A 23,903-nucleotide genomic window follows, 5' to 3' on the forward strand; every position below is an offset into this window, starting at 1 on the left:
TAGGGTAGTAAACATCTATGATTATTGTCTGCCAACAATGTGGTCAAAAATTACCAAAAACTGCGGTTATGTGCCCAAATTGTGGCAGTCGTCAGTTTGCGCAACAATTTGATAATCATACTCAGCCGCAGCAAGCAAATTCGTTTGTACAGTCAAGTGGCTATAATACCTATGACGCGACCCAGCCCGAACATTCCACTTGGCAAAGTCATACGCCAAATCCATCTGCAGGCAATTATCAACCGACCGATATGCCAGCTATTCAGGCTAGTCAACCCATGCAGCAACCTGCTCAACCAATCTATGCCCAGCCTAACTATGAACAGCCTGATATTGCTCAGGCGTCAAATCCACCCGCACAACCCACTGACTATGCGACTCCTTATGTCGCTCCTGCAGTACAGCCACAGCAACCTAGCCAATACCCAACGCCCGCTAATCAGCTGCCTTCGACCGCTCTGCAGACTCGCAAGCCTGCTTATACCATGCTGTATGCAGGTTTTGTGCGCCGCGCATTGGCTTATCTATTTGATTTAGCGTTAGTCAGTTTATTATTGGGATTGGCTTATCAATTATTGTTGCCGCAGATTTTACCGCAGCTTGGCATTCGTGGGTTTACCGATCAAACGCTTGCCTTGATAGCGTATGGATTTTATTTGTTCTATATGACGTTATTGACCTGTTTGGGACGACAAGCAACGGTGGGCAAGGTGATTATGGGTATGTGGGTGTTTGGTATGCAGGGTCAACGGGTTAATTTTTTCCATGCGTTAATCCGCGAAACCTTAAAGCTTATCTTATTGCCATTTGGTTTTTTGATGTGGTTTACCGCCCGTAAACAAACGCTGCATGATTTAATCGCACGCACGGTGGTGTTGTATGACCCCAATTAATTTTTAAACATGGATAGCAATAAAAAAAGTTAATCAATTTGGAAAACCCCATGCTAAACATAGTGAGTCGTACAAAAGCCAGCAAAAAACCTAACGCCAAAGCGCAAACGTTGAGCGAAATCATAATTTTAGCGGTGGTATGGCTCCTGTTAATTGGCGCATTTTTACTGGCAGATTACGCCCATTCACCCAAACTGCAGCGTTATCAACTCGAACTCACCAGCTATACTGAAGGCATCGCCAAACCGCAACTGCTCAGCAAATATTGTGGCGACAATGTCATTACTAATCTGTATGACAACCGTAATGACCCCAATTATGGCATGACTCAAGCCTGTGCCCAAGCCAGTCAGCCCGCACAATTAATGAGTGAGGCAAAGCAACATTTTACCAAAACCCAACAAGCCTTAGCGGCCGCATGGCAAGCCCAAGGCAAACAGCAACGCCAAACCGAGCTGGTTGAAAATGAAACCGAAGTGAATTTGGGTGGCGATAAACTCAGCAATCGCCAAGATTGGCTACACCTTAACGCTAGTGGGCAACTCGATAGTTTAAACAACCTAATGGCGGTAAAAACCGATAAATTATCCCCTGCCGACCAAGCTAATTTTGCGGTGTCAATGCTTGCGGTCGCCGATGGCAATCGACGTTTTGCCTACAATCGCCTGTTTAGCAATCAGCCTGCTATTGCCAAACTGTTAAATCAATCGGCAAACGATGTCGCCAGTATCTATGACGCCAATAACAACCAACAAAAAGCCTTGCAAGCGAACAATTTACTGCCGTTAATTGGCACGCCCATGCATTTGGGAATGCTCACGCAGGTGTGTATTTGGTCATGGGTGACGTGGGGGTTACTGTGGCTGTCTCGGCGTAAGCACTGGCTGGAAGTGTTACCGATAGCCATCACTGTGTGGGGACTGGTCATTGCAGGTGTTAGCCATACAGTGATATTGCCGATGATGGTGGGGGGTGTGATGTTTTGCGTCGGCGTGTTACTGAGTGTATTGACGATTTTTTCACCCATGCGTCGGTTGATGGAAAAATTCCCTGATAACCGTGCCATGCTGTCATCCGCGTGGATTTATCCGCTCTTTGTCGGCTTTGCCACCTTTGGCTTGATGATTTTATTTGATTTAAGCACCCGTAGTTATTTGTCACTGCGTTATATTTTTCTCAATCATTTCAAAGATTTGTTTTGGTGTTTTGTGTTTATTAGCCTGGCTCGTCCGATTAGCAGTTTGGTTAGTTGGGGGCTTAAAACCCTCATTGCCAATAACTTACTACACAGCAGTTGGGGCAATGTCAAATCGGCGATGACTAAAGCGCGTGTGTGGCTACTTGCCTTTGCGGTGGGCTATTTGGGTTTGGCAGTCTTGATTCACAGTGAAAGCGCGAAAGTCGCTGAACTGTCAAAAATTTGGCTGATGGTGTTTTTGGGCGTGTTTTTGGCGATTAACCAACGCGGTTTGATTAATCATCTGTTCTTTCGCTCCAAGAAAATGACTCTACTGCTTGCTTTTGCGGTGGTGTTGCCGTTTATCGCACTGGGTATTGCCAATGAAAAAGGCACCATGCTGGTATTTTTGTTTTTGTTTACCTTTTTGGTAGGCGTGGCGCTATCCAACAAAATTTTCCAAATGGGCGGACGGGGTTATATTTTGGGCGTGTTGTCGAGTACCGCGATTTTGCTTTTGCTGATGATGGTATTGGTGAATTTAAGCGGGTTTGATGCGCGTACTGCCGAGCGGGTCAATGCGTGGGTCAATCCGTTTGTGGCGAGCAACGATCAGATGGCGATTTTGCATTGGTTTCGCGATAGTGTGCCGATGATTGGCTATGGATTTGGCGATATTCCGTGGTGCGGGTATCATTTATCGGGCTGTCAAGGCGTACCGCTACAGATGCAAAGTGACTATACCATCACTTCGGTGATGGCAGTGGTGGGTATCGGGGCCAGTGTGGGGCTGATGATGGTGTATTTTGCTTGGCTTGCGCTCATTGCCCGTCAGCAGATGGCGTTTGCCAGTGAGCAGATGAAATCACGGCTGTTATCGGGCGGTTATTTTTTGCTGGCGTGGGTGATTTTGCTGTGGGTGGTGATTACGGTGTTTCAGGCACTTGTCACCATTTCAGGGAATTTAGGAATTTTACCGCTCACGGGGGTGACCTTGCCGTTTTTAAGTTATGGCACCAGTAATTTATGGCTCAATAGTATTATGCTCAGTTTGGCGCTGTTTCAGCCAAAGCTGATGTTGGACGGCAATAAACCATAAACCGTATGCTCAATAACTTATCCAATTGTAGAAACGTCAAATTTTAGTAAGGCTTGCAAAAATTAAAGGTTCAAAATGACCGAAAACCAAACCCCGAAAGACGAAAACAGTCAAGAAACTATGAACAGTGGCAAGTTAGAAACTGTTCAAAAAATAGATTCTAACATCTTACCACAAGATAATAATGTCACTGATTCAACCACAGAGGTTGAAGAAACAGCCACGCCTGCCAATGCCTCCGACAATACGCAAGCAAGTGAAACAAAAAATAGTAACAAAAAAATCAAAAACGACGGTAAAGTTGCCAGTTTTCGGGTTTCTCAAGCGCTTTACAAAACCATTTTGACCAACTTACAAGTGATTTTGGTGGTGTTTGTTGTCGGTCTTATCGGCTGGCTGGCGTGGTATCTCTCGCCCTTAACCGCCTCAAATACTACGTACAATGCAGAGGCGAATGAAAACGCCGTGTCACTTGTCGTCGATAACCTAGGTATGGCAGATGTGGTCAACCAAGCCAACAGCCAAAATACTAATACCCAAAGTGCAAACGCTAATTTATCAACTTCGGTCAACGCCACGCCTGCCAAAACGTGCGATTTAACTCAGCCCAAAAACCAAGCCCGTTTTACCGACAGTATCAACCGAGTCAATCAAAGTCTGCTCAGCTTGTACCAGCAAAAACGTCTAGCCAATCATTATCAATTGCAAACTGCCAGCCTTTGGCAACAAGCCTGTGAGCAACATATCAACGAAGACGCGTTAGCCTTTGCCTTAAAAACGCTTGCCAGCCCTGAGCGATTGTTGCAGCTACAATGGCGAGAACAACAGCCCAATCGCCGCAATCAAAACGACCCCAATGTCGCCCATATGCCAACCAATTGGCTCACCCAAACCAACCCTTGGTATGGGCTACCGGGCTGTGTGTACATCAAAACCGCCAAAACGGCAGACAATCAAACAGGCTATCTGTACGTTGATAGTCGTGGCAATACCATGACTGACACAGGTGACGTTGACCCATTAACCCAGCTTTGTAATAACCCTAGATTGATTCCGATGTCGGTCAAATCCTTGGCGGTTAAACCATTGACAGGGGCGGCGACTTTACCCAATGCGCCAGCATCTGACCCCAACAATGCTTTTACTAAAACCAAAAACGATGTTCAAAACCAAGCCAATGGCGTGCTGCAAACCCTACAAGACAAACCCACGCAAGACCCGAAAAAACGGATTGCCTCCACCAGCAAAACTGAGGTTGCTTTACCGACCAATCTAGGGTTGATGTATAGCGAATTGTCCAACATTCACGCCAGCCATTTTGACCGTCAGTTATTGGACGCTTATCAAAGCTACCAACAAAAAAATGATCAACGCAGCTGGTGGCAAAAACTCACGGCACCGCCAATCAATAGTATCAATATCGATGGCTCGGATATCAAAATCGGCTACAACATGGCGTTAACCCTGGATCCCGCTGTACAGACCACCGCCCAGCAAGTAGCGGATTGTGTCACCAATAACCCCAATGGCACGGACTGTGATAGCGTGCTGTCGCCTGCGTTGCAAAACGTCGCCAATGGTATGTATGAGAACGCCTTGGTACGCAGTATCGGTATCGCGGTGATTGATGTTAAAACCCAAGGCGTGCTTGCCCTTGCTAGCGCTGACTCCAACTGCTACCGTGCCGATAATGGCGATACCACGATTAAGCCCACAGGTTGCCCGATACTGTGGAAAAAAGACTGGAGCAAGCAAAACCTCATGAACCATGCGTTATACCAAACCGTGTACCCAGGTTCGACCGTTAAAACCGTACAAGCATTGGCACTGGTACGCGCCAATCCGCGTTTTAAAAATATGCAAACCCCTGAAGCGCAATATCTCAAACAAGTGATGGCAAGCTCATCTACCGAAAAAGTGGCGAATTTTTTATATTGTCAACGCACGACCAGTGCGATGTCATTGCAACGTGACCGACAAGGCGTTTGCCCAGGTATGCCCGCCTTTAAAAAAGCCAGTGATGACATGGGCTGGAGTGTAAATTGTGCCGATAAAGGGGGAGTGAATTGCGGATTTAAAGATTTACTGTTTGGTAAAGCCTATAATAGCGACCCGATGCTACAAAGCCGCTATTTCTCAGGCGTGCTGCTCACCGATGGCAAGCAAGATTACACCACCAAGCAATTACAATTTACCGAAAGCCAAGTGGCAAGCTGTGTCAAAGCCAATGGCGGACGTATGAATGGGGCGTGTCGTCAAGGGGGCGATATGCTCAATGCCAGCATGAACCAAGTGTTTGGCGCAGGTAATGCCAAAACCTCGGTACTGGGTGTGTCGGATATGTTTGCCAATCTGCTGATTGCCGATAATGGCGCGACCCAACGTCGCGGCGTGCATTTGATTGAGGATTTGTGGGGCGTCAATCAAATTCCGCTGCGCCCTAAAGCCTGGCGAGGCGATGCCCAAAGCCAAGAGATATTGACCACAGCTACTAGCCAACTCGGCGCCATGCCTCTGGGCATCAACCAATCTGACGCCCGCGGTGCGCTCAATTTATTATCAGGTACGCTGCTAGCAGGCACAGGCTTGGGCGGCGGCAACGGCACAGCTTTTGCTGCCTGTAACCAAGCGATTGGTAGCTGTGCATGGACACAGGGCGTGATGGTGGGCAAAACAGGCACACCCGGCTTTAACTATCCCACCCGCCAAAACGGTCGCAGCTTTTATACCCCCAATGTCACCGTCAGTATGGTGGCAAATCTGTGTAACAATGCGGACATTCGCGCAGGCAAAGCTCAACCGTCGGTGGCGTGTTATGCTCGTCCGTATAAATGGTTTGTCTATGGGTTAAAAGATAAAAATGGCAAATGGGATAAAGCGGTAGCAGTATTGGTTGAGCGTAACTGGACTAAAAATGGCTTGGTCGATGACCCCCGCGATGGCATTAATCGAGCGGTACAAGCCGGCATGATATTGGCCAAACAGATGTATCAAATCTCAGCGATTAGCCGTCCTGCAAACGCCAACCCACTGGCGGATTCAGTGGCTAGTCCAGTGACTGATACTACGCAAGCTGTTAAAAAAATACAACATCAATAAAAAATTTCACCATTAAGAGTAAATTATGGCTTACATCACCACCAATCACCGTTTTATCATTGACGACAAACACCCAAGCGATGTGTTTGATGAAATGGAAAATTTCTTTAGCCTATACACCACCGCCATTGATGACTTACAACGTGTGAGTGTTCAGCTCTCCGTGCCGACGAGTTTTGATATCACTGCCAATAAGAAAATGGCAGAAAGCTATCGACAATTTACCCAATCGCTCAAATACACCATGCCTGATATTCATATTTTGCCGATTAAAACCCATGCCGCCCAAACAGCGGATGACGACGACATAGCCAGCGAAGCAGATAATTCGGTCATTTTGCTGATTCAACGGCTTGACGGCTATGCGCTAGATGACGAAGACGAGAACCCCAGTCTGTATAGAAGTGTGTTAGGGCGACTGATTCCACGTTTTGCTGAAGAAAAATCCGAGGTGGGATTCTACCCTGAGCGCGCCCCAATCACCTTGCCTGAGCCTATCGGGCAACCAGCGCCTTCAGCCCCGATACCTGTATCGCCGCAGTACCCAACCCAGCCTGTTTCGCCACAACCGCAGCCTGATCAAGCTTATCAAATACCTGTGCAACCAACAACACCGCCTTCAAACCCCAATCCAGTGCCTGCAGTTGCGCCGATGCAGTCGCCGCTGGTCAATACCGAGTCTATGTCACATAAGCCACAACCTACGAGGGTACAACCGCCAGTTCAAACGCCAACAGCTGCGCCCAAACCGATGGTAACTGTGTTACCAAACATCCAAAAATCCGCCAAGCCGTACCAAGATTTATTGACCGATGCGATTATGGCAGCGGCGAAACAATGGGTGGATAAATCCCAAGTGATTACTCAAATCACCTTAAAATCCAATGATGGACTGACAACTGCGATGGTAGAGCAGTTATTTAGCAGTTTTAATCACGCCCACGAATCCACCCATACCCCGCATGATGCCATTGATTTGGTATCTTACGGTTATGAAGTATTAAAACCCAAGCTTGCCACAATTGGGGTAACCTTGTCCGACGAAGCGCAATTTGGGTTAAAAGCCAAAGTGCAAGCCAAGCCAACGGATATCGCACGTTTGCAAAAAGGTGAGGTATTTAGCAATGAGATTAAACTGGGTGTTAAATTCATGACTCAGAATCAGAATCAGCCAAACTCAAGTCATCATATCGCAGCAAGCCCGCCCGCTTTTAGTACTGCTAGTACTGCGCCACGCCAAGCGCAAAGCAAACTGCCGCAGTTGAACCAAAATCTACAGCAGATTGTTTTGACCATAAAATCTGTGGATGGGCTAGGGGAGCGCCAACAAAAATTACACGAGTTTCCGATTGTATTTGCCAGTCGTGAGGCGCAAATCGCGCATGCCTTACGTCTATTTGCCGCCAATGACCTAAAGCCTGCCAGTGGCGTGTATTTTGCGATTGTCGAATCTCAAGGGCAGCTGCTGATTGATGAGATTGATCCCAACATCAGCATTACCCGAAACGGTCAACCTATCAAACAACATGATGTTTTGCTGCCCAATGATGTGCTAAGCATTAATCATGCGATAACTGTGCAGTTGTTGTTAGCCCATTAAATTAAATGGGCGTAAACTAAAACAATATCGATAAAGTGATTTTTTAAGATGATAGATTTAACATGATAGAGCGCGGCATAAAACACAGTAAGTTATATTTACCCCATGATAAGTCGTATATGGGTGGGCGGCTTATCGATTATTTGGCAGCGCATTTTTCTCATATTAGTTTAGCAAGCTGGCAACGACGATTTGACAGCGGTTTAATTAGCCTTGAGCGTGGTGAGCCACTTAAACAAGATTCGCCCTATTTGGCAGGGCAAACCATCTTGTACTATAGGCAGGTTGAGAATGAGCCTATCATTCCATTTGAGCCCAATATTCTTCATTTGGATGGACATTTGCTGGTGGTCGATAAACCGCATTTTTTACCCGTTACACCGTCAGGTCGCTATGTCAGCCAAACCCTGCTAGCCAAATTAAGAAATCATCCAGACTTACAGCAGTTAGCCGTGAATGATATTTCACCTTTGCATCGGTTGGATAAGGATACGGCAGGCGTGATGTTATTATCGGTTAATCCAAGTAGCCGAGCTTGCTATCATGCGCTGTTTGCCGATAGACACATACACAAAACTTACCACGCCATAGCGCCGACTCGCAGCGATTTATGTTATCCCTTTCACATTCATTCCAGACTTGAGCGTGGCGAGCCGTTTTTTTTGACCAAGATGACCCAAGGTGAGCCGAATGCGCATACCACAATTGAATTGATTGAAAATAACGGGGCGTTTAGCTTATACCGATTAACCCCTGTGACAGGCAAGAAACACCAATTGCGGGTACATATGGCAAGTTTAAGTATGCCGCTGTTAAATGACAATTTTTATCCCACTGTCAAGCCCCAAGGCAGTAGCGATTTTGCAAAACCGTTAAAATTGCTGGCAAAATCCATTGCGTTTATTGACCCTATCACTCAGCAAGCAAGGCGTTTTGATAGCCAGTTACATCTGATAAAAAAATTCTAACTGATTGATTTATTTAATTTTTATCATTTCTTTAAGCTGCTGACTGGCAAGTTTGACATCTTTTTGCCCCAAAATTGCAGAAACGACTGCCACGCCGTCAATCACACCACTAGTGGACGTTTCGGCAGCTTGCAGCGATTGTTGTAAGGCGGGCAGGGTGGTGTGATTGATACCACCAATGGCGACAATTGGAATCGTTACCGCTTGTCGTATATGGGTTAAGCTCGCTATGGTAACTGTTTGTGCATCTTGTTTGGTGGATGTGGCAAACATCGCGCCAACGCCCAAATAATCTGCGCCGTCTGCTTGCGCTTGGATGGCTTGCTGGGCAGTGCGCGCGGAAACCCCAATGATTTTATCTTTACCTAAAATTTGCCGAACCACGCCACAAGGCAAATCACTTTGACCGATATGCACCCCATCTGCCTCAACTGCTAGGGCGATATCGACGCGGTCATTAATCAGTAATGGCACGTTATAGTGGTGGCAAATCGCTTTGATACGCAGCGCGCGCTCATAGAACTCTTTGCTAGCAATCGCTTTTTCTCGAAGCTGCACCAATGTCACGCCGCCCAATATCGCTTGTTCAACGGCTTGTTCAAGCGTTTGCTGTTGCAGGCAATTGCGATCTGTGACCAAATACAGCCGATAATCAGCACGGTTATGCATCATGTTTGACTTCCAATATCATATTGACATGCTCAATGCCGTCTTCAAGGTAACAGTCACCTTGTATACAAAAGCCGAGCGCTTGATAAAAGTGTATCAGATAAGTTTGAGCAGCGATAAAAATCGGCTGGCTAGGGTAGTATTGCTGGCAAATTTCAATGGCTTTTTGCATCAAATCACGCCCATAATGGTGACCCCGAAAATCGCCAACCGTTAACACGCGACCAATCGCGACATAACCCAAATAATGATAATCAGCTGGGATAATCCGCGCATAACACACCAGATTATTATTAATAAAACCCTGTAAATGCCAACACACCAAGTCGGTATCATCAATTTCTGGATAGGCGCAGTGTTGCTCTACAACAAATACCTCACAGCGCGCCTTAAAAATGCCATATAAGGCTTGTGATGATAACTGTGGCAGTAGATTGAGTTGAAACGTTAGCATACGAATAAATCAAACGGATTAAACATCAGTATTATTTCAGGCTGGCTTGGCTGTCGATAGTATGCCATTTGACCATTTTTTTACCCAATAACGGCAAGCAAAACGAAGGCAATTGGTATGCCCCAATCAGCGGTAAAAACATCGCACCCATAAACGGCGTGGTGATGGTATACGCCAATAACACATTGCGGCCACCGCAAGCCAGCGCAGAGATAATGGCGTTTTCATAGCCAAAGCGGCGGTATAAAAAATAGGCAGAAAAGTAAAATACTAACGACAAGGCAGTGCCCAAACCAAATAAGCTTAACGCCTGCATGGGATTGGTGTCAAAGGTATGTCTAAAGCCCGACATCAATCCAAGCGGAAACATCATCAGTAGAATAATGTTAAACTTGGCAATTTTTGGATAATAAGTATTGAGCGTATCACGGGGAATGTATTGGCGTGCTGCGACCGCCAAAATCATGGGAGCGATAATGTAAATTAATAACCGCTTAATATACAGGACAAAGTCTAAATGGGCGTCCTTGCTGCCAAGTAACCACAATATCACCAGTAAGCTAACAGGCATGACCAACGTGGCTGTGATGGTCTTTGCCATGGCCAGCAGCGCATCAAAACCAACTGCATTCACAATAGCGCCCGTACCAAATAGCGGTGCGGTGGCTGACAGACCCGCGATAGCCAACAACAAATCACCACGGACACCTAGTAAATAAGCAATCAAGGTCATCGCCAAGCTCATCAGCGCACTTTGGAAGATGGCAAATCCCCAAACATATTGGGTCGTCATGCGTCTAATTAACTGGGTTTGGTCAATGCCCAACAAGGTAAAAAACATCAAGAAAAATAAAATCTGCGGCAGAAGCCCAAGGACAAAATGCGACAAGTCAGGAAATATAAATCCAATCACACCAAACAATGGCATAAAAATCGTACTGTGACGGGCAATAAATCCAATCATGATAAATCCTTGGCGATTTTAATGATAAACAAACAAACGATAAATAAATAATTGAGTGAGCATACTACTCATTATTGATTGATAAATGCAAATGGTTTTGCTGCTAATTGTCATTTCATCATTAAATTAATCACTGTGCCATATATACCATTTTTGACGCCGATAGCTTTTATTTCGCATAATGTATATTATGTTAAATAAAATAATTCAAGCTAAACGCTAACTGTCACTCAAAGCTCACCGTGTCTGCTAACGGTCTTTTACAGCTTGCAATGCGTTATCAAGATTTTGATTCACCGTCTTTTCTATCAGCGGCAAAAAACTTTTGAATAAAAACCCAAGCTTTGCTTGCATATCAAATACTTTATCATCCACTGTTAACGTACCTGTCACACCGGCACGAGAAAAGTTGACACGTATTTGCTCATCACTGCGCACTACATCGCAATGCATTTTATAGTCTTTTTCTGCTGAGACAATCCAGTCTTCGGTTATCTCAAAGGCTTGCGCTTTACTGATGCCATGCTCACGATGAATCACAAAATTACTCATACTTTTCTACTTTTTTCTACGCTATCTTGGGTTTTAGCTGTCTATTTTTAGTGGTCTGCGTTTGCTGAATTTAGGTTAGCCCTTCAAAACACGTGCGGGTCACGATAGCGATAATCTCATCATCGTCATACAGCTGCGATGAGCGTAAAAACCCCAGTACAGGGTCACAAGCTCTGGCATATAAGGTGTATAAAATTGCCAGTCCTGGTATGTTGCTTTGCAACTTCCCCTCTGCTTGCGCTTGCTCAATCCATTCACCGATGCTATCTGACAACATGACCAAGTTGTTGGTGTAATCGTCATTGGCAATTAGCAGCTCGCGCAGCTGGGAGTTTTCACTCGGCAGATTTGGCATTTTTTGCGCCAGTTTTAGTCGCATCGCCCACTGTGTCAGCGCTTTTAGCTTATCAATGGCGATTCGGTCGGTCGCGTTTAGCTGATTGATGACCTCAAGCGCCTTGTGCATGATATCAACCAGCGCAGCCATGCCTAGCGCTTCTTTACTGGGAAAATGTCGATACAATGACGCCTTGGCAATACCCACTGTATCAGCAATCTCATCGACGGTCATCGCGTCATAGCCTTTGGTGGCTAACAAATGGTTGACCGTTTCAATAATCAGCGACTCACGCTCTAGCATCATTCGCTGTTTAAACGTTAACTTTTTCATCACAAGTTTCTAATGTTCTTCAGGTTTCTAATATTTATGAGGTTAAAAATTAGCTAATATTATACTACAAATGTTTTTATGATACTTATTATTTAATTATATACCAATAATTATATTTTTATACTAAATAGTATAAAAACTATTGCCAACCATCCGCTACTCTTTTATAGTATGCGCTAAGCCGTTTTCAAAATTTTGTATTGAGTTACTATATTGAGTCGCTATGATGTCAACCCCCAATTCCTCAAAGCCTTTATCCATCGTGATTACAGGTGCAACCTCAGGCATCGGTTTACAGTTGGCGATGGATTATCTAAGCCAAGGGCATGAGGTTTATACCGTGGGTCGAAACAGCGATGTTTTGCACACGTTGGCAGCGATGGGGGCAAAAACGATTCAGCTTGACTTAACCGAGTATGATGCCGTGATGCAAGCATTTAGCGACATTAAAACGCTGGATTTATTCATCGCGGCAGCAGGTGTTTGCGAATACATTGACATGCCAAACTTTGATTCGCGGTCTATCATGAGGGTGATGAACGCAAATTACGGCTCGTTAGTGCATGCCATCGAAGCGCTACTACCCGCCCTCAAGGCAACTAAAGGCAAAATTGTCACCGTCGGCTCTGCTTCTGCTTTGGTGCCCTTTGTGCGTGCAGAGGGGTATGGTAGCTCAAAAGCGGCAATCCATTATCTGAGCAAAACCTTGCAAATGAGCCTGCACCCTTATGGGGTGAAAGTGGTTTTGGTAGTACCGGGCTTTGTTAAAACACCGATGACGCTGCAGAACGACTTTCCAATGCCTTTTTTGCAAACCGTACAGCAAGCCAGCCAAGCTATTCAACAAGGGATTGCCAATGATGATAATGTCATTGAATTTCCGCAGACATTGGTACAGCCCCTCAAGCTGTTGGCGCAGTTACCTGATGCCGTATGGCATTTTGTGGGTTCAAAACTTTCTCATACGACTTAATCATTTGACTTGTTAATCATTTGACTTGGCTTTAAAGGTATATCCGCACATGGCAGTGTTTACAAAAAAATCCCCGCACTCTACTCATACAGTCCCCAAGACTGTGGTGGCTAATCCTATAGCAGCCAAGCCTACTAAGCCAAATAGCACCCCACCAAAGATTGCCATTATTGGCAGTGGGGTATCAGGGCTAACGTGTGCGTATTATCTCAAAGACAGTCATGCAGTGACGATGTTTGAAAGCAATGATTATCTGGGCGGGCATGTCAACACGCTGGATGTCACTGTTACCGAGCGCTCAGCTTTTAAAAACCCGTTTAGATCATCAATCGAAAAAGTCGCCATCGATACAGGGTTTATTGTATTTAATGCGCGTACTTACCCCAATTTTATTCGCCTGCTTGATGAACTCAATGTGCCGTTTCAAAAAGCTGAGATGAGTTTTTCGGTTAAAAATACTTATATTAATTTTGAATACAATGGTCACACTTTAAACAGTCTTTTTTCTCAGCGTCGCCATGTGCTAAGCCCTCGATTTTGGCAATTTGTTCAGCAGATTTTACGCTTTAATCGCGAGACCAAATCACTATTAGCGAATTTTCGCCAAGCCGATAAAATGCAGCAAGCGGCTTTAAGCCAGCAAACACTCGGGGATTATTTAGACAGTCATGACTATGGCGAGTTGTTTAAAACCAACTACTTGGTGCCGATGGTATCTGCGATATGGTCGATGGGAATGAATGACGCCAAGCGTTTTCCCCTACTCTTTTTTGCCCAGTTTTTTGATAATCATGGTCTGCTAGATGTGGTCAATCGCCCACAGTGGTTTACCTTAGTGGGCGGCTCAAAGCAATACGTCAATGCCTTAATCACTCGGCTTGTTGCAGCAGGTACAACCCTGTATATCAATACCCCAGTGCAATCGGTCACGCGTGGCAAGGATGGCGTTAGCATTGAATTTATTCATCAAGGTAAGCGTCAAACCCAAGTGTTTGATGACGTTGTATTTGCTTGCCATGCCGATGTAGCAAGACGTCTACTAGCTGATATCACTGAGACAGAATCGGCTATTTTAGGGGCTTTTGAGTATACAGATAACGAAGCGGTTTTGCATACTGACACCCAAGTTCTACCCAAAAAACCGCTGGCTTGGGCAAGTTGGAATTACGCGATAGATAAACCCACCGCGCGCGTGGCTGACCAAAAACCCATATTGACGTATCACATGAATATCCTTGAGCGATTGACGGCAAAACATAACTATTTGGTGACGCTTAACACGCCGATTAATGAGGCGCATGTTATCAAACGTGTGGATTATCGCCACCCTGTATATGACAACAAAATGACCGAGGCCCAAAAACGCTGGCATGAAATTTCAGCGAAGCGGCATACCCATTTTTGTGGTGCTTATTGGTTTAATGGGTTTCATGAAGATGGGGTAAAAAGTGGCTTACGGGTATGCCAAAGTTTGGGGTTGGATATCGACATTTTGGTCACTACCAATACCACAGCTGCCTCAACCGCTCCTCAAATAAAACGGCTGTCTAAGCCCAGCAAACCGTCGGCAAAATTTACCGTATCAAAGTTACCGAGCCACGCTGATAAAAAACGCTCGGTGCCGCAGCGACGGCAAGTAACCGCCAAGACCAACCATGCGTTTTGCCAAAACCTAGCGCATGATGGTTTGTGCAACACCCATCAAAGGTAAATCATCATGACATTTGCCCATCAAATCCTGCAAGGTGTGACTTGGCATGCCAGACAAATCCCTACCAATCATGAATTTCATTACCCCTATCGGTTTTGGGCAGTCAATTTAACCCAGCTAGCGGACAATCCATTACCTAAGGTCAATATAGGCGCTAGTGATGTGCCAACATGGTTGCCCAAATGGCTGAAAAAATCGCTACAACAATCATTGACGATTCCTCTGCTATCGCAGCACCATTGGGCGCTTTATCAATTCCATCAAGCAGATTATTTTGCTGTCAATCGATTAGACCCCTCTTTGGATAACCGCCTAACCGCTTCAGTAGGACAACCTGCGCCATCGGCTAGTTTATTGGTCAAAGCCCAACAAATTTGGCAGCAATTGACTGGCAGTCAGCCGACTGGCGAGGTGGTGGCTTTGGTCGTGTTACGTAATATCGGTTGGTATTTTAGCCCTGTCAATTTTTATATTGGCTTTGATGAGAACCACCAACCAAGCCATTTTTTGGCAGAAGTCTCTAACACCCCTTGGAACAAACGCCATTACTATGGTTTTTTACTCACAGGTGAAAAGACCTTGTACCAACATGACAAAGGTTTTCATGTATCGCCTTTTAATCCCATCAATCAGCAATATCATTGGCGTGTTGAGATTCACCCTAAACGCTATGCATCGGCAAATGACAATCCCGAGCAAAATGGCTTTGATGTTGTGATTGATATTGGACTGACAGATAGCCGCGGCAAAGTGTTTAATGCAGGCGTGAGTCTAACAGGCGTTCAATTAGATGAGGCTTCGGTGATAACGGCGATTAAGCGCCGACCTTGGATGAGTGCCACATCATTACTGCGAATTTACTGGCAGGCTTTTAAATTATACGTGCTAAAACGTGTCCCTTATCAAGCTTATAACCAACGTTTACCCCAATAATTTACTGAAATTTTTTATGGGAACTGACTATGACACCGTCTTCTTTAGAGGCTAAAAACACTGCAACCTCTCACCCGTCAAATCACCTATCAAAAGGTAAGGAGACCTTGGTTAAACGCCGTCAATCCGATTTAGCCAAGCGGCGCTCGTTTACCGATTTCCTACCCTACCCAATTGTTGATCATCTGCTCACGCCCGTTCAACAAAGTGCGGCAAAAGCGGCGCGGCAAATAATATTTTTATTGCTATCAAAGCTCAAACAGGGTCATCTAACCGTGATTGAAACCTTTCATCAGTCTGACCCTGTAGCAACTAAGGTGGCGACTAAGGCAGCGACTCACAAAACCTTCGGTGTTAGCGTGATGAATACTAAGCCTGTAACACAGTCGCCAGTGAGCGATACACAACGAACGCTAGGGGAACAAATTGGCAATCATCCTTTGGCAGTGACACTCACCATCCATTCACCGCAGGTGTATCAACACCTATTAACAGGCGGTTCGATTGCTTTTGCTGATGATTATATTGATGGTTTGTGGCAAGCCGATGATTTAACAGCATTTTTACGCTTGATTGCCCGCAATTTGACCCTCATCAATACCATCGAAGCCAAATTTGCCAATGTGACCAAACGCTGGGAACACCGCCAACACCGCAATCGGCATAATGATAAACGCAATGCCAAATCCAATATTTTAGCCCATTATGATATTGGCAATGCGATGTATGCATTATTTTTGGATGAGCGTATGATGTATTCATCGGCAATTTATCCGACACCCTCATCAAGCTTGGCGGTAGCCCAAACCCACAAGTTGGCAAAAATTTGTGAATTAGCTGAGTTAACAGCTGACGACCATATTATTGAAATCGGCACGGGCTGGGGTGGGTTTGCTATTTATGCCGCGACCCAATATGGCTGCCGTGTCACCACCACAACTATCTCAGACGCGCAGTATGAAGAAGCGAAACGGCGCATTGCCGCTGCCAATCTAACCGACAAAATCACCCTGCTAAAACAAGACTATCGTGAGCTTACCGGCAAGTATGACAAGCTGGTCAGTATTGAGATGATTGAAGCGGTGGGTCATGAATATCTGCCAGATTTTTTTGCCCAATGTAATCGACTGCTCAAAGATAATGGGCTGATGGTATTACAAGCGATTACCTTTAATGATCGGGGTTATCAAAAATATTTGCATAGTGTGGATTTTATCCAAACCCATGTTTTCCCAGGCGGGTGTTTATTGTCTAACAGTGAAATTCTTAGCCAAGCGCGCGACCATACCGATATGCAAGTAACGTCATTGGTTGATTATGGCTATGACTATGCCCGTACCTTGATTGATTGGCGCTATAATTTTATGCAGGCGCTACCGCAGCTCAAGGCACTTGGCTATGACGATGCGTTTATGCGTTTGTGGCATTTTTATTTTGCGTACTGTGAAGCAGGATTTTTGGAAAAAACCATTGGCGTGGTGCAAGTACGCCTTGAAAAAGCCCAGTACCGTTAACCCAATTCGCGCGGCAAGGGGTTCATGATAATTAATAACAGGACACAAGGATTTAGCAATGGCACCATTAAACTATCTGTGGGTATATCTGATCGCCGTCATGGTATTTTTGGGTATTGATGCCGTATGGCTTAAAACCATGACCCAACGCTTTTATGCACCGCGCATTGGACATTTACTCAGTGAATCACCCAATATGACCGCAGCAGGCGTGTTTTATCTATTTTATGTTTTTGCGCTTTGTGTGGTGGTCATTTACCCGCAGCTAAAATCTCACGCGTCATTGGCAGTATTGGCAGGATATGGGGTGGTCATTGGGCTAATGGCATATGGAACGTATGATTTTACAAGCTTAGCATTACTTAAAGGTTATGATAAAACTGCGGCACTGGTTGATTTTATTTGGGGCGGTTTGGTTACAGGATTAACTTGCGTGATTGTGGGCGTCATCTACAAAAACTGGTTGATGGATTAGCCTTAAGCTAGGTACGCAGCTACAACCCTAATACAAGGCTAAGGCACAATTTTAAGGCTGATTTAAGGCAAAACTTCTTTGCCGTCCCAAGCCCAAATTTTCCCCGAATCTTTGGGTGTGAGCTGATGCAAAACCTTAAGTAAACTTTGCGCGGAAAACGCTGCGGTAAATAACTTGCCTTCTGCTACATTTTTTTGAAATGGTTTGGATAACTTACTGTCTACCGTGCCGGGGTGCAAAGCAACAATAATCGCGTTGGGGTTTTTTCGTTGCAGTTCGATGCTTAAATTTTTAATGCCCATATGTAAACTTGCTTTTGCCATCCGATAACCATACCACCCGCCCAAGCGATTATCTGAAATACTCCCTACCCGTGCCGACAATACGGCAAATAGGGATTGCGAGGATTTGTTTAAGGCGGGCAAGGCGTATTTGGCAATCATCATTGGTAATACCGCATTGACATGGAAATATTGATGCAGCTGGTCGGCTGTGATATCACGCAGCGATTTCTCAGGCGCAATGTGTTGAGCCCCGAGTTTAGAGTCATGTAATAACCCAATCGTCACAATGACACTGTCTAACGCTTGAATGCTACTTATCTTTTTGATAAGTGCGGCGATAGCCAGTTCATCATCAAAATCAAGCTGATGAGGGAGGATATGAGGGTGGCTAAATGCCGAGGTTTTTCTGGCAATGGCATGAATGGTGGCATTTGGATAGGCGATAGTCAAACAATCACAAAATGCCTTTCCAATCGCGCCAGAAGCACCAAATATGGCGATATGTTGCATATGCTACTCGCTTTTTAGTAATTCAATCATCGCTTTTGCCAGTTTTTTACCACTTAAGTAGGCAGACTCGACATCACCCTTAAGTAGCCAGTCCCCACAAACACCGATGTTTTGCTCGCTATCTAGTAGATAGCCTAACTGGTGGTCACCTGATGGGAGGTTAACCGCTTCGCCTGTGGCATAGCGCCAGTGGTGTATGTCTTTGTGTGCTGCAGTCGATAAATCGATACCCAATAGTTGACTCGCCGCTTGTGTCAAATGGTTGATACAGGCAGTTTTATCTTCCTCAATATGTCTATTCGTCCATGCTGGGGTACTATGAATCACAAGGCTATAACCGCCTTCGCGATGGGGTTTTGCACTATTGACGATAATTTTACCGATATCCTCACTCTCGATTTTGGCATACTCATAGTCTAAAGCTAGCGGCGTATCAAATCCTAGCATCAGCACACTAGAGGGCATGAGCGCATATTTATTCAACACTTTGGTATGTAGCGATGTCTGAGCAAAGCTTTTTGCTTGTTCCACAGGCATCGCCGAAATAATCCAATCAAACTGACCCAACGTTTCACCCTTGTCACTTAACAACTCCCAACTATTAAAAATCGGATGATGGTCAATGATAGAGGCTACTCTAGTATTGCGCTGCACAGTTAAGCCACGGGCGAGATGTTTACCAATGGCATTCATGGCGGGTATGCCGACATAGTAGTCAGAATAACAGTCAGACACTCTGGGCACGGAGTGTGGTTTGGTAGATACAGTAGATATGAAGGAATTATCGGGGGTAGCTTGGTCAACTGCCCACACTGCAACCACCTCTTCAGTGAGTAATTGATTGACAAAACTTTGAAAATCGTCGTCACTGGCAGTAAACGCGGCAACACCATGATCAAAATAAAATGGTTCGGCACGGCGCGTTGCTAGTCGCCCACCGATGCCACGGGATTTTTCAAAAATCACTACGTCGTGCCCTGCTTGTTGCAACGCTTTACCACAAGTTAACCCTGCCAATCCTGCACCGATAATGGCAATCCGTTTCATAGTTTTACCCGCTCTATAACGATTTTTGAAAGTTAAAAAAATAGCGATGACTCATATCACCGCTATGCCATCAGACCAATAAATTGTTGGCTACTATTACTAAAGATAACTATGCATAGGGACAACAATTTATGGTCGATAACTTTATCCATGATAAATGCATGATAACTTATCTTTTTGGCAAAATGACACGGTCAATCACATGTACTACACCATTGCTCGCTTTGATATCTGTGGTGACAATGTTGGCAACACGTCCATTGGCGTCTTGTAATTTACCAGTTGAAGTCACCATGACGTTTTGACCTTGTAAGGTTTTAACCATACCTGGCTTGACATCTTTTGCCATTACTGTGGCTGGCAACACATGATAAGTTAACACAGATTGTAATAGTGGTTTGTTTGCAAACAATTGCGCTTTGGTCATACCGAGCTCAGCAAGTAGATTGGCAAACGCAGCGTTGGTCGGCGCAAATACGGTGATGTTTTTAGTAGTCGCGACGGTGTCGGCTAAACCTGCGGCTACCACCGCTTCAACTAATATTGAAAAATCTGGATTTGATTTTGCCACATCAACAATATTAGCCGTGTGCATCGGTGCATGAGCGGTATGGGTTGGCGTCGTTGCACAACCGGCTAATAACGTGGTAGAAATCGCCGCTGCTAAGAAGGCTTGTTTTAACATATTTATTTTCCTTATTTAATTATGATTGTTAGATAAAATACAGGTCAGCTTTTTAAGCTAAATTAACTTTAACTGATAATATTAGAATTTTCAATATATTTTTATACTAAAAAGTATAAAAAATACTACTTATTTTAATATATACTATTGGGTAAAATTCATTAACAACAAAAGCGACAATGACTGCATAAATGTCACAGTAACTAGGTTATTTTCCGCTACAATTTATTTCTTCATTTTGGGTAACTCATAAGGGCAAAATTATGTACGTTAATTCAAGTACGCAATCACCGACTGTAGCAGTGATTGGTGGTGGTTCAGCAGGTTCTACGATTGCTATACGGCTGGCAATGGCGGGCATCCATGTGCATTTGATTGAAAAAAATGCCAGCCTTATCAACGCCCCGCCCATGTGTCATCTGCATGCAGGTGGCAATCTGTACCGCGAAATCAGTGATGAAGATTGCCGCATGTTGATGCGCCAATGTATTGATATTGCCAAGTTGTATCCAGAGAGTATCGATGTGCGCCCCACCCTCATCACGGTGCCAAAACGCGATAACAATACCGCCACTGACTTACTGCCACGTCTTGATATGTTAACGGCTTACTATCAATCATTGGTTGATGCTGACCCTAGCAACCAAGTGTTGGGCAAAGTTCAAGATTATTACCGAGTATATGACAAGCAGCAAATTCAACAGCTAATTCAATTAGCAGCTAAAGATATTCCGAGCACCACTGATGAGTGGGTTGTGGCGGCTCTTAAAGTGATGGATTTGGAAAAACTGCAATATCCCATCATTGCGGTGCAAGAATTCGGCTGGAATATTTTTAGACTCTCTGCCAGTGCTTTTTTACAATTGCAGCGCTTGCAACGCGCGAAGGTACATCTAAATGCCCAAGTGGATGATTTAAAACGTCACATGGATGGCTGGCAAGTGTCATTTACCGATGAACATGGCGAGCTGCAGCATATCTATGCCGATTTTGTGGTCAATGCTTGCGGGTTTAGAACCGGTATTATTGATGACAAAGCAGGCGTGCATATTAAGCGCATGGTTGAATTTAAAGCTTCCTATATCAGTGAATGGCGTGATTATAAGGGGCGTTTGCCTGAGATTATTTTTCATGGTGAGCGTGGCACGCCCAATGGCATGGCGCAGTTCACCCCTTATCCTGATGGTTTTTTTCAGCTACACGGCATGACCGAAAACATTACCTTATTTAATGATGGTTTGACCAAAGCCACACAAGAAAGCAGCCAACCGCCCATTAATCCACAATATCTAAGTTATATTGAAAACGGCTGGGAGCCAAACGCACTAAAACAGCGCACCCAAAACGCCATAGATTATGTCAGTGAATTTGTGCCAAGTTTTCGAACTGCGCAAGCGGGAGATAATGCGTTATATGGTGGGCAGCAAGTACCGAGTGATGATATTACCGTGCGCGTCGCAGATTTGCAGGTGTTTACCAAGCTGCGTTATGCAGTGGCAGAAAATGTGAAAGCCAATTCTACCCTAGATGTGGCGGATAAAGTCATGAATGCGCTAGTTGACGCCAATTTGATAGAAAAATCTGCTTGCAAGCGTCCTAACTGGTACAAAATTGATGTCAATGAGGTCAATATAGTCGCGCGCGATATTGCCAAAGCCCGACATTACCCGTTACCGATGGCAAAAGTAAATCAGCGCTTACTGGCTTGATGAATTGCTTGATTATTTGATTGCTCGGATAATAAAAAAGGTAGAGAAAATTCTACCTTTTTTACTTTCTTTTTTACTTTATCGTGATTAAGTAACAGTCTAAGCAAATAACCCTTGGGCATATTGATCGCGGATGACTTTTTTGTCAATTTTACCCACGCTGGTTTTTGGTAATTCCGTGATAAATTTCACATCCTGCGGAATACCGTATTTTGGCAAATGACCGCGCTCATACGCTTGTTGCGCAATCGCGATGATGTCTTCAGCTTTGGTGTCTTGATAATCGGGTTTGAGCACAATCAACGCCATCGGACGCTCACCCCAGCGCGCATCAGGAATCGCAATCACAGCAATGTCGGCAACGCTTGGGTGTAATGACATAATGGTTTCTACTTCAAGCGAAGAGATCCATTCGCCCCCCGATTTGATGACATCTTTTAGCCGGTCGGTGATTTTGACATTGCCTTTTGCGTCCATCCAACCGATATCTTGGGTATGCAGATAACCACCTTCCCACAGCTCGTTGCCTGCGTCTTGGTTTTTGTAATAACTCTGCGTCAACCAAGGTGAACGCACCACGATTTCGCCTGTGGATGTGCCATCGTTTGGCATACGTTTGCCATTATGCCAGATTTGCAAATCGACCAATGGCACTGGTGAGCCAGACAAGCAGCGATGCTCAATTTGTTGTTCTTCACTCATGTGTTGGAATGTTTCATCAAATTTGACAATGCTGATAATAGGACAAGTCTCTGACATGCCATAACCCGTAGACACTTCGATGCCGCTGGCTACAGCCATTTTGGCAAGCCCTTGATTGAGTTTAGAGCCACCGACGACCATTTTTAAGCCGTTGAATTTTTCTTGGCGGCTGTTGATTTCACCCAGTAGCATTTGCAAAATCGTTGGCACCCCATGGGTGATGGTAACATTGTGTTTTTTTACCAAGTCAACCATAGTAGAAGGCACATAGCGACCCGGATAGATTTGCTCCAGTCCTAGCATGGTTGCGACAAAAGGGAAACCCCAAGCATGGACATGGAACATAGGCGTCATTGGCATATAGACATCTGAGTAGCGCAGCCCTTGACCTTCGATATTAAGTGCATTGGCAATTGCGACGACGAGCGTATGCATGACGATTTGACGATGGCTAAAAAATACGCCTTTGGGGTTGCCTGTTGTGCCGCTGGTATAGAAGGTTGTGGCAATGGTGTTTTCATCAAAATCTTCAAACTCGTACTCATCGCTGGCTTGCGCTAGCATGGTTTCGTATTCGCCTTGGGCGTATGGGGCCATTGGCGTGTTGTTATCATCCAACCAAATCACATGCTCGACCGATGGCGCATCTTGGGTATGGCTTTTGATCATCGGTGAAAATTCTGAATTTAGCAGTAGTGCTTTTGGTTTGGCATGATTGATGGTATATAGCACTTTGTCTTCTGACAAACGCACATTGACGGTTTGCAAGATATAGCCACACATCGGAATGGCAAAATAACATTCCAAATAACGGTGTGTATCCCAATCCATGACTGCAACCACATCGCCTTTTTGTAGATTTAAGCCTTTTAAGACATTGGCTAAGCGATTGACACGTTTGAAAAACTCTTGATAGGTGTAACTGGTTTTGTCAGCGTAATGGATTTTTTTGTCGCCAGAGACCACTTTGGCGCGAGACAATAAATTTTTGATAAGCAAGGGAAAACCATAAGCTTGGTCGGCTTGTAGGTAGTTTTCGTGCTGATTTAAAATAGCTGTCATAGAACATTCCTTTGTTGTGGTATAACTGTTGTTGTATAAACAACGAGTCAATCAAATATTGCTCGTCTAACTTTCCTGTGAGTACTTCCTTGTGAGTATTGACTATATACGAGCGTTATAACCAATACAACAAAAAATATGAAACTTTCCAGT

At 44.8% G+C, this 23,903-nt stretch carries 20 protein-coding genes; 11 read left to right on the forward strand and 9 right to left on the reverse strand.

What is annotated here, in order from left to right; all coding sequences use genetic code 11:
- Positions 1 to 17: 17 nt before the first annotated feature.
- The 5 genes from RTS09_RS01955 to RTS09_RS01975 all read left to right on the forward strand — a co-directional run bounded on the left by RTS09_RS01955 (position 18) and on the right by RTS09_RS01975 (position 8,836).
- Positions 18 to 893 carry an RDD family protein gene (locus RTS09_RS01955; RefSeq protein ID WP_312533776.1) on the forward strand — a complete coding sequence of 292 codons (876 nt, stop codon included), beginning with the start codon at positions 18 to 20 and terminating at the stop codon, positions 891 to 893.
- A gap of 50 nt (positions 894 to 943) precedes the next feature.
- Positions 944 to 3,169, forward strand: coding sequence for an FtsW/RodA/SpoVE family cell cycle protein (locus tag RTS09_RS01960; protein WP_312533780.1), 2,226 nt, complete (start codon positions 944 to 946; stop codon positions 3,167 to 3,169).
- A 75-nt stretch (positions 3,170 to 3,244) separates the two neighbouring features.
- Positions 3,245 to 6,268 carry a penicillin-binding transpeptidase domain-containing protein gene (locus RTS09_RS01965; RefSeq protein WP_312533783.1) on the forward strand — a complete coding sequence of 1,008 codons (3,024 nt, stop codon included), beginning with the start codon at positions 3,245 to 3,247 and terminating at the stop codon, positions 6,266 to 6,268.
- A gap of 25 nt (positions 6,269 to 6,293) precedes the next feature.
- The gene (locus RTS09_RS01970; RefSeq protein WP_312533786.1) at positions 6,294 to 7,868 is read left to right on the forward strand and encodes a hypothetical protein; all 1,575 of its coding nucleotides are present in this window, start codon (positions 6,294 to 6,296) and stop codon (positions 7,866 to 7,868) included.
- 62 nt (positions 7,869 to 7,930) lie between these two features.
- Entirely contained in the window at positions 7,931 to 8,836 is a 906-nt protein-coding gene (locus RTS09_RS01975) for a pseudouridine synthase (RefSeq protein WP_312533788.1), read from the forward strand.
- Between the two features lie 9 nt (positions 8,837 to 8,845).
- On the opposite strand, the gene thiE is transcribed toward RTS09_RS01975, so the two are convergent.
- From thiE to RTS09_RS02000, 5 genes are all read right to left on the reverse strand, one after another.
- Positions 8,846 to 9,508 (reverse strand): thiamine phosphate synthase, encoded by a 663-nt coding sequence (gene thiE, locus RTS09_RS01980; RefSeq protein ID WP_312533790.1) that lies wholly within the window; start codon positions 9,506 to 9,508, stop codon positions 8,846 to 8,848.
- On the reverse strand, positions 9,498 to 9,959 hold the full coding sequence (locus RTS09_RS01985) for a GNAT family N-acetyltransferase (protein WP_312533793.1): 462 nt from the start codon (positions 9,957 to 9,959) through the stop codon (positions 9,498 to 9,500). Before RTS09_RS01985 ends, thiE begins: the two co-directional genes overlap by 11 nt.
- A 31-nt stretch (positions 9,960 to 9,990) precedes the next feature.
- Positions 9,991 to 10,923 (reverse strand): lantibiotic ABC transporter permease, encoded by a 933-nt coding sequence (locus RTS09_RS01990; protein ID WP_096488939.1) that lies wholly within the window; start codon positions 10,921 to 10,923, stop codon positions 9,991 to 9,993.
- Between the two features lie 249 nt (positions 10,924 to 11,172).
- Positions 11,173 to 11,475: a polyhydroxyalkanoic acid system family protein gene (locus RTS09_RS01995; RefSeq protein ID WP_007115308.1), complete on the reverse strand. Its 303-nt coding sequence runs from the start codon at positions 11,473 to 11,475 to the stop codon at positions 11,173 to 11,175.
- 70 nt (positions 11,476 to 11,545) lie between these two features.
- Positions 11,546 to 12,145, reverse strand: coding sequence for a TetR/AcrR family transcriptional regulator (locus RTS09_RS02000; protein WP_312533798.1), 600 nt, complete (start codon positions 12,143 to 12,145; stop codon positions 11,546 to 11,548).
- 223 nt (positions 12,146 to 12,368) lie between these two features.
- On the opposite strand from RTS09_RS02000, the gene RTS09_RS02005 reads away from it, so the two are divergent.
- The 5 genes from RTS09_RS02005 to RTS09_RS02025 are packed head-to-tail and all read left to right on the forward strand — an operon-like array spanning position 12,369 to position 17,751.
- The gene (locus tag RTS09_RS02005) at positions 12,369 to 13,118 is read left to right on the forward strand and encodes an SDR family NAD(P)-dependent oxidoreductase (protein ID WP_312533801.1); all 750 of its coding nucleotides are present in this window, start codon (positions 12,369 to 12,371) and stop codon (positions 13,116 to 13,118) included.
- A gap of 49 nt (positions 13,119 to 13,167) precedes the next feature.
- On the forward strand, positions 13,168 to 14,829 hold the full coding sequence (locus RTS09_RS02010) for an NAD(P)/FAD-dependent oxidoreductase (RefSeq protein WP_312533804.1): 1,662 nt from the start codon (positions 13,168 to 13,170) through the stop codon (positions 14,827 to 14,829).
- Between the two features lie 6 nt (positions 14,830 to 14,835).
- Positions 14,836 to 15,762 carry a DUF1365 domain-containing protein gene (locus RTS09_RS02015; protein ID WP_312533807.1) on the forward strand — a complete coding sequence of 309 codons (927 nt, stop codon included), beginning with the start codon at positions 14,836 to 14,838 and terminating at the stop codon, positions 15,760 to 15,762.
- Positions 15,763 to 15,791: 29 nt separating this feature from the next.
- Positions 15,792 to 17,276: a class I SAM-dependent methyltransferase gene (locus tag RTS09_RS02020; protein ID WP_282849525.1), complete on the forward strand. Its 1,485-nt coding sequence runs from the start codon at positions 15,792 to 15,794 to the stop codon at positions 17,274 to 17,276.
- A gap of 58 nt (positions 17,277 to 17,334) precedes the next feature.
- Positions 17,335 to 17,751 carry a DUF2177 family protein gene (locus RTS09_RS02025; RefSeq protein ID WP_312523025.1) on the forward strand — a complete coding sequence of 139 codons (417 nt, stop codon included), beginning with the start codon at positions 17,335 to 17,337 and terminating at the stop codon, positions 17,749 to 17,751.
- Positions 17,752 to 17,813: 62 nt separating this feature from the next.
- Here the strand turns inward: RTS09_RS02025 and RTS09_RS02030 are convergent, their stop codons facing one another.
- The 3 genes from RTS09_RS02030 to RTS09_RS02040 all read right to left on the reverse strand — a co-directional run bounded on the left by RTS09_RS02030 (position 17,814) and on the right by RTS09_RS02040 (position 20,277).
- Positions 17,814 to 18,545 carry an SDR family NAD(P)-dependent oxidoreductase gene (locus RTS09_RS02030; protein ID WP_312533810.1) on the reverse strand — a complete coding sequence of 244 codons (732 nt, stop codon included), beginning with the start codon at positions 18,543 to 18,545 and terminating at the stop codon, positions 17,814 to 17,816.
- 3 nt (positions 18,546 to 18,548) lie between these two features.
- Positions 18,549 to 19,592, reverse strand: coding sequence for an NAD(P)/FAD-dependent oxidoreductase (locus tag RTS09_RS02035; RefSeq protein ID WP_312533813.1), 1,044 nt, complete (start codon positions 19,590 to 19,592; stop codon positions 18,549 to 18,551).
- 169 nt (positions 19,593 to 19,761) lie between these two features.
- Positions 19,762 to 20,277, reverse strand: a complete 516-nt coding sequence (locus RTS09_RS02040; protein ID WP_082168289.1) for a fasciclin domain-containing protein — start codon at positions 20,275 to 20,277, stop codon at positions 19,762 to 19,764.
- A gap of 263 nt (positions 20,278 to 20,540) precedes the next feature.
- Between RTS09_RS02040 and RTS09_RS02045 the strand changes: the two genes are divergently transcribed.
- Positions 20,541 to 21,986: an FAD-dependent oxidoreductase gene (locus RTS09_RS02045; RefSeq protein WP_312533814.1), complete on the forward strand. Its 1,446-nt coding sequence runs from the start codon at positions 20,541 to 20,543 to the stop codon at positions 21,984 to 21,986.
- Positions 21,987 to 22,085: 99 nt separating this feature from the next.
- On the opposite strand, the gene RTS09_RS02050 is transcribed toward RTS09_RS02045, so the two are convergent.
- Positions 22,086 to 23,750 carry a fatty acid--CoA ligase gene (locus RTS09_RS02050; protein ID WP_312533816.1) on the reverse strand — a complete coding sequence of 555 codons (1,665 nt, stop codon included), beginning with the start codon at positions 23,748 to 23,750 and terminating at the stop codon, positions 22,086 to 22,088.
- Between the last annotated feature and the right edge of the window lie 153 nt (positions 23,751 to 23,903).

The sequence above is a fragment of the Moraxella sp. CTOTU47618 genome (genome assembly GCF_032017425.1).
Classification (GTDB): domain Bacteria; phylum Pseudomonadota; class Gammaproteobacteria; order Pseudomonadales; family Moraxellaceae; genus Faucicola; species Faucicola tetraodonis.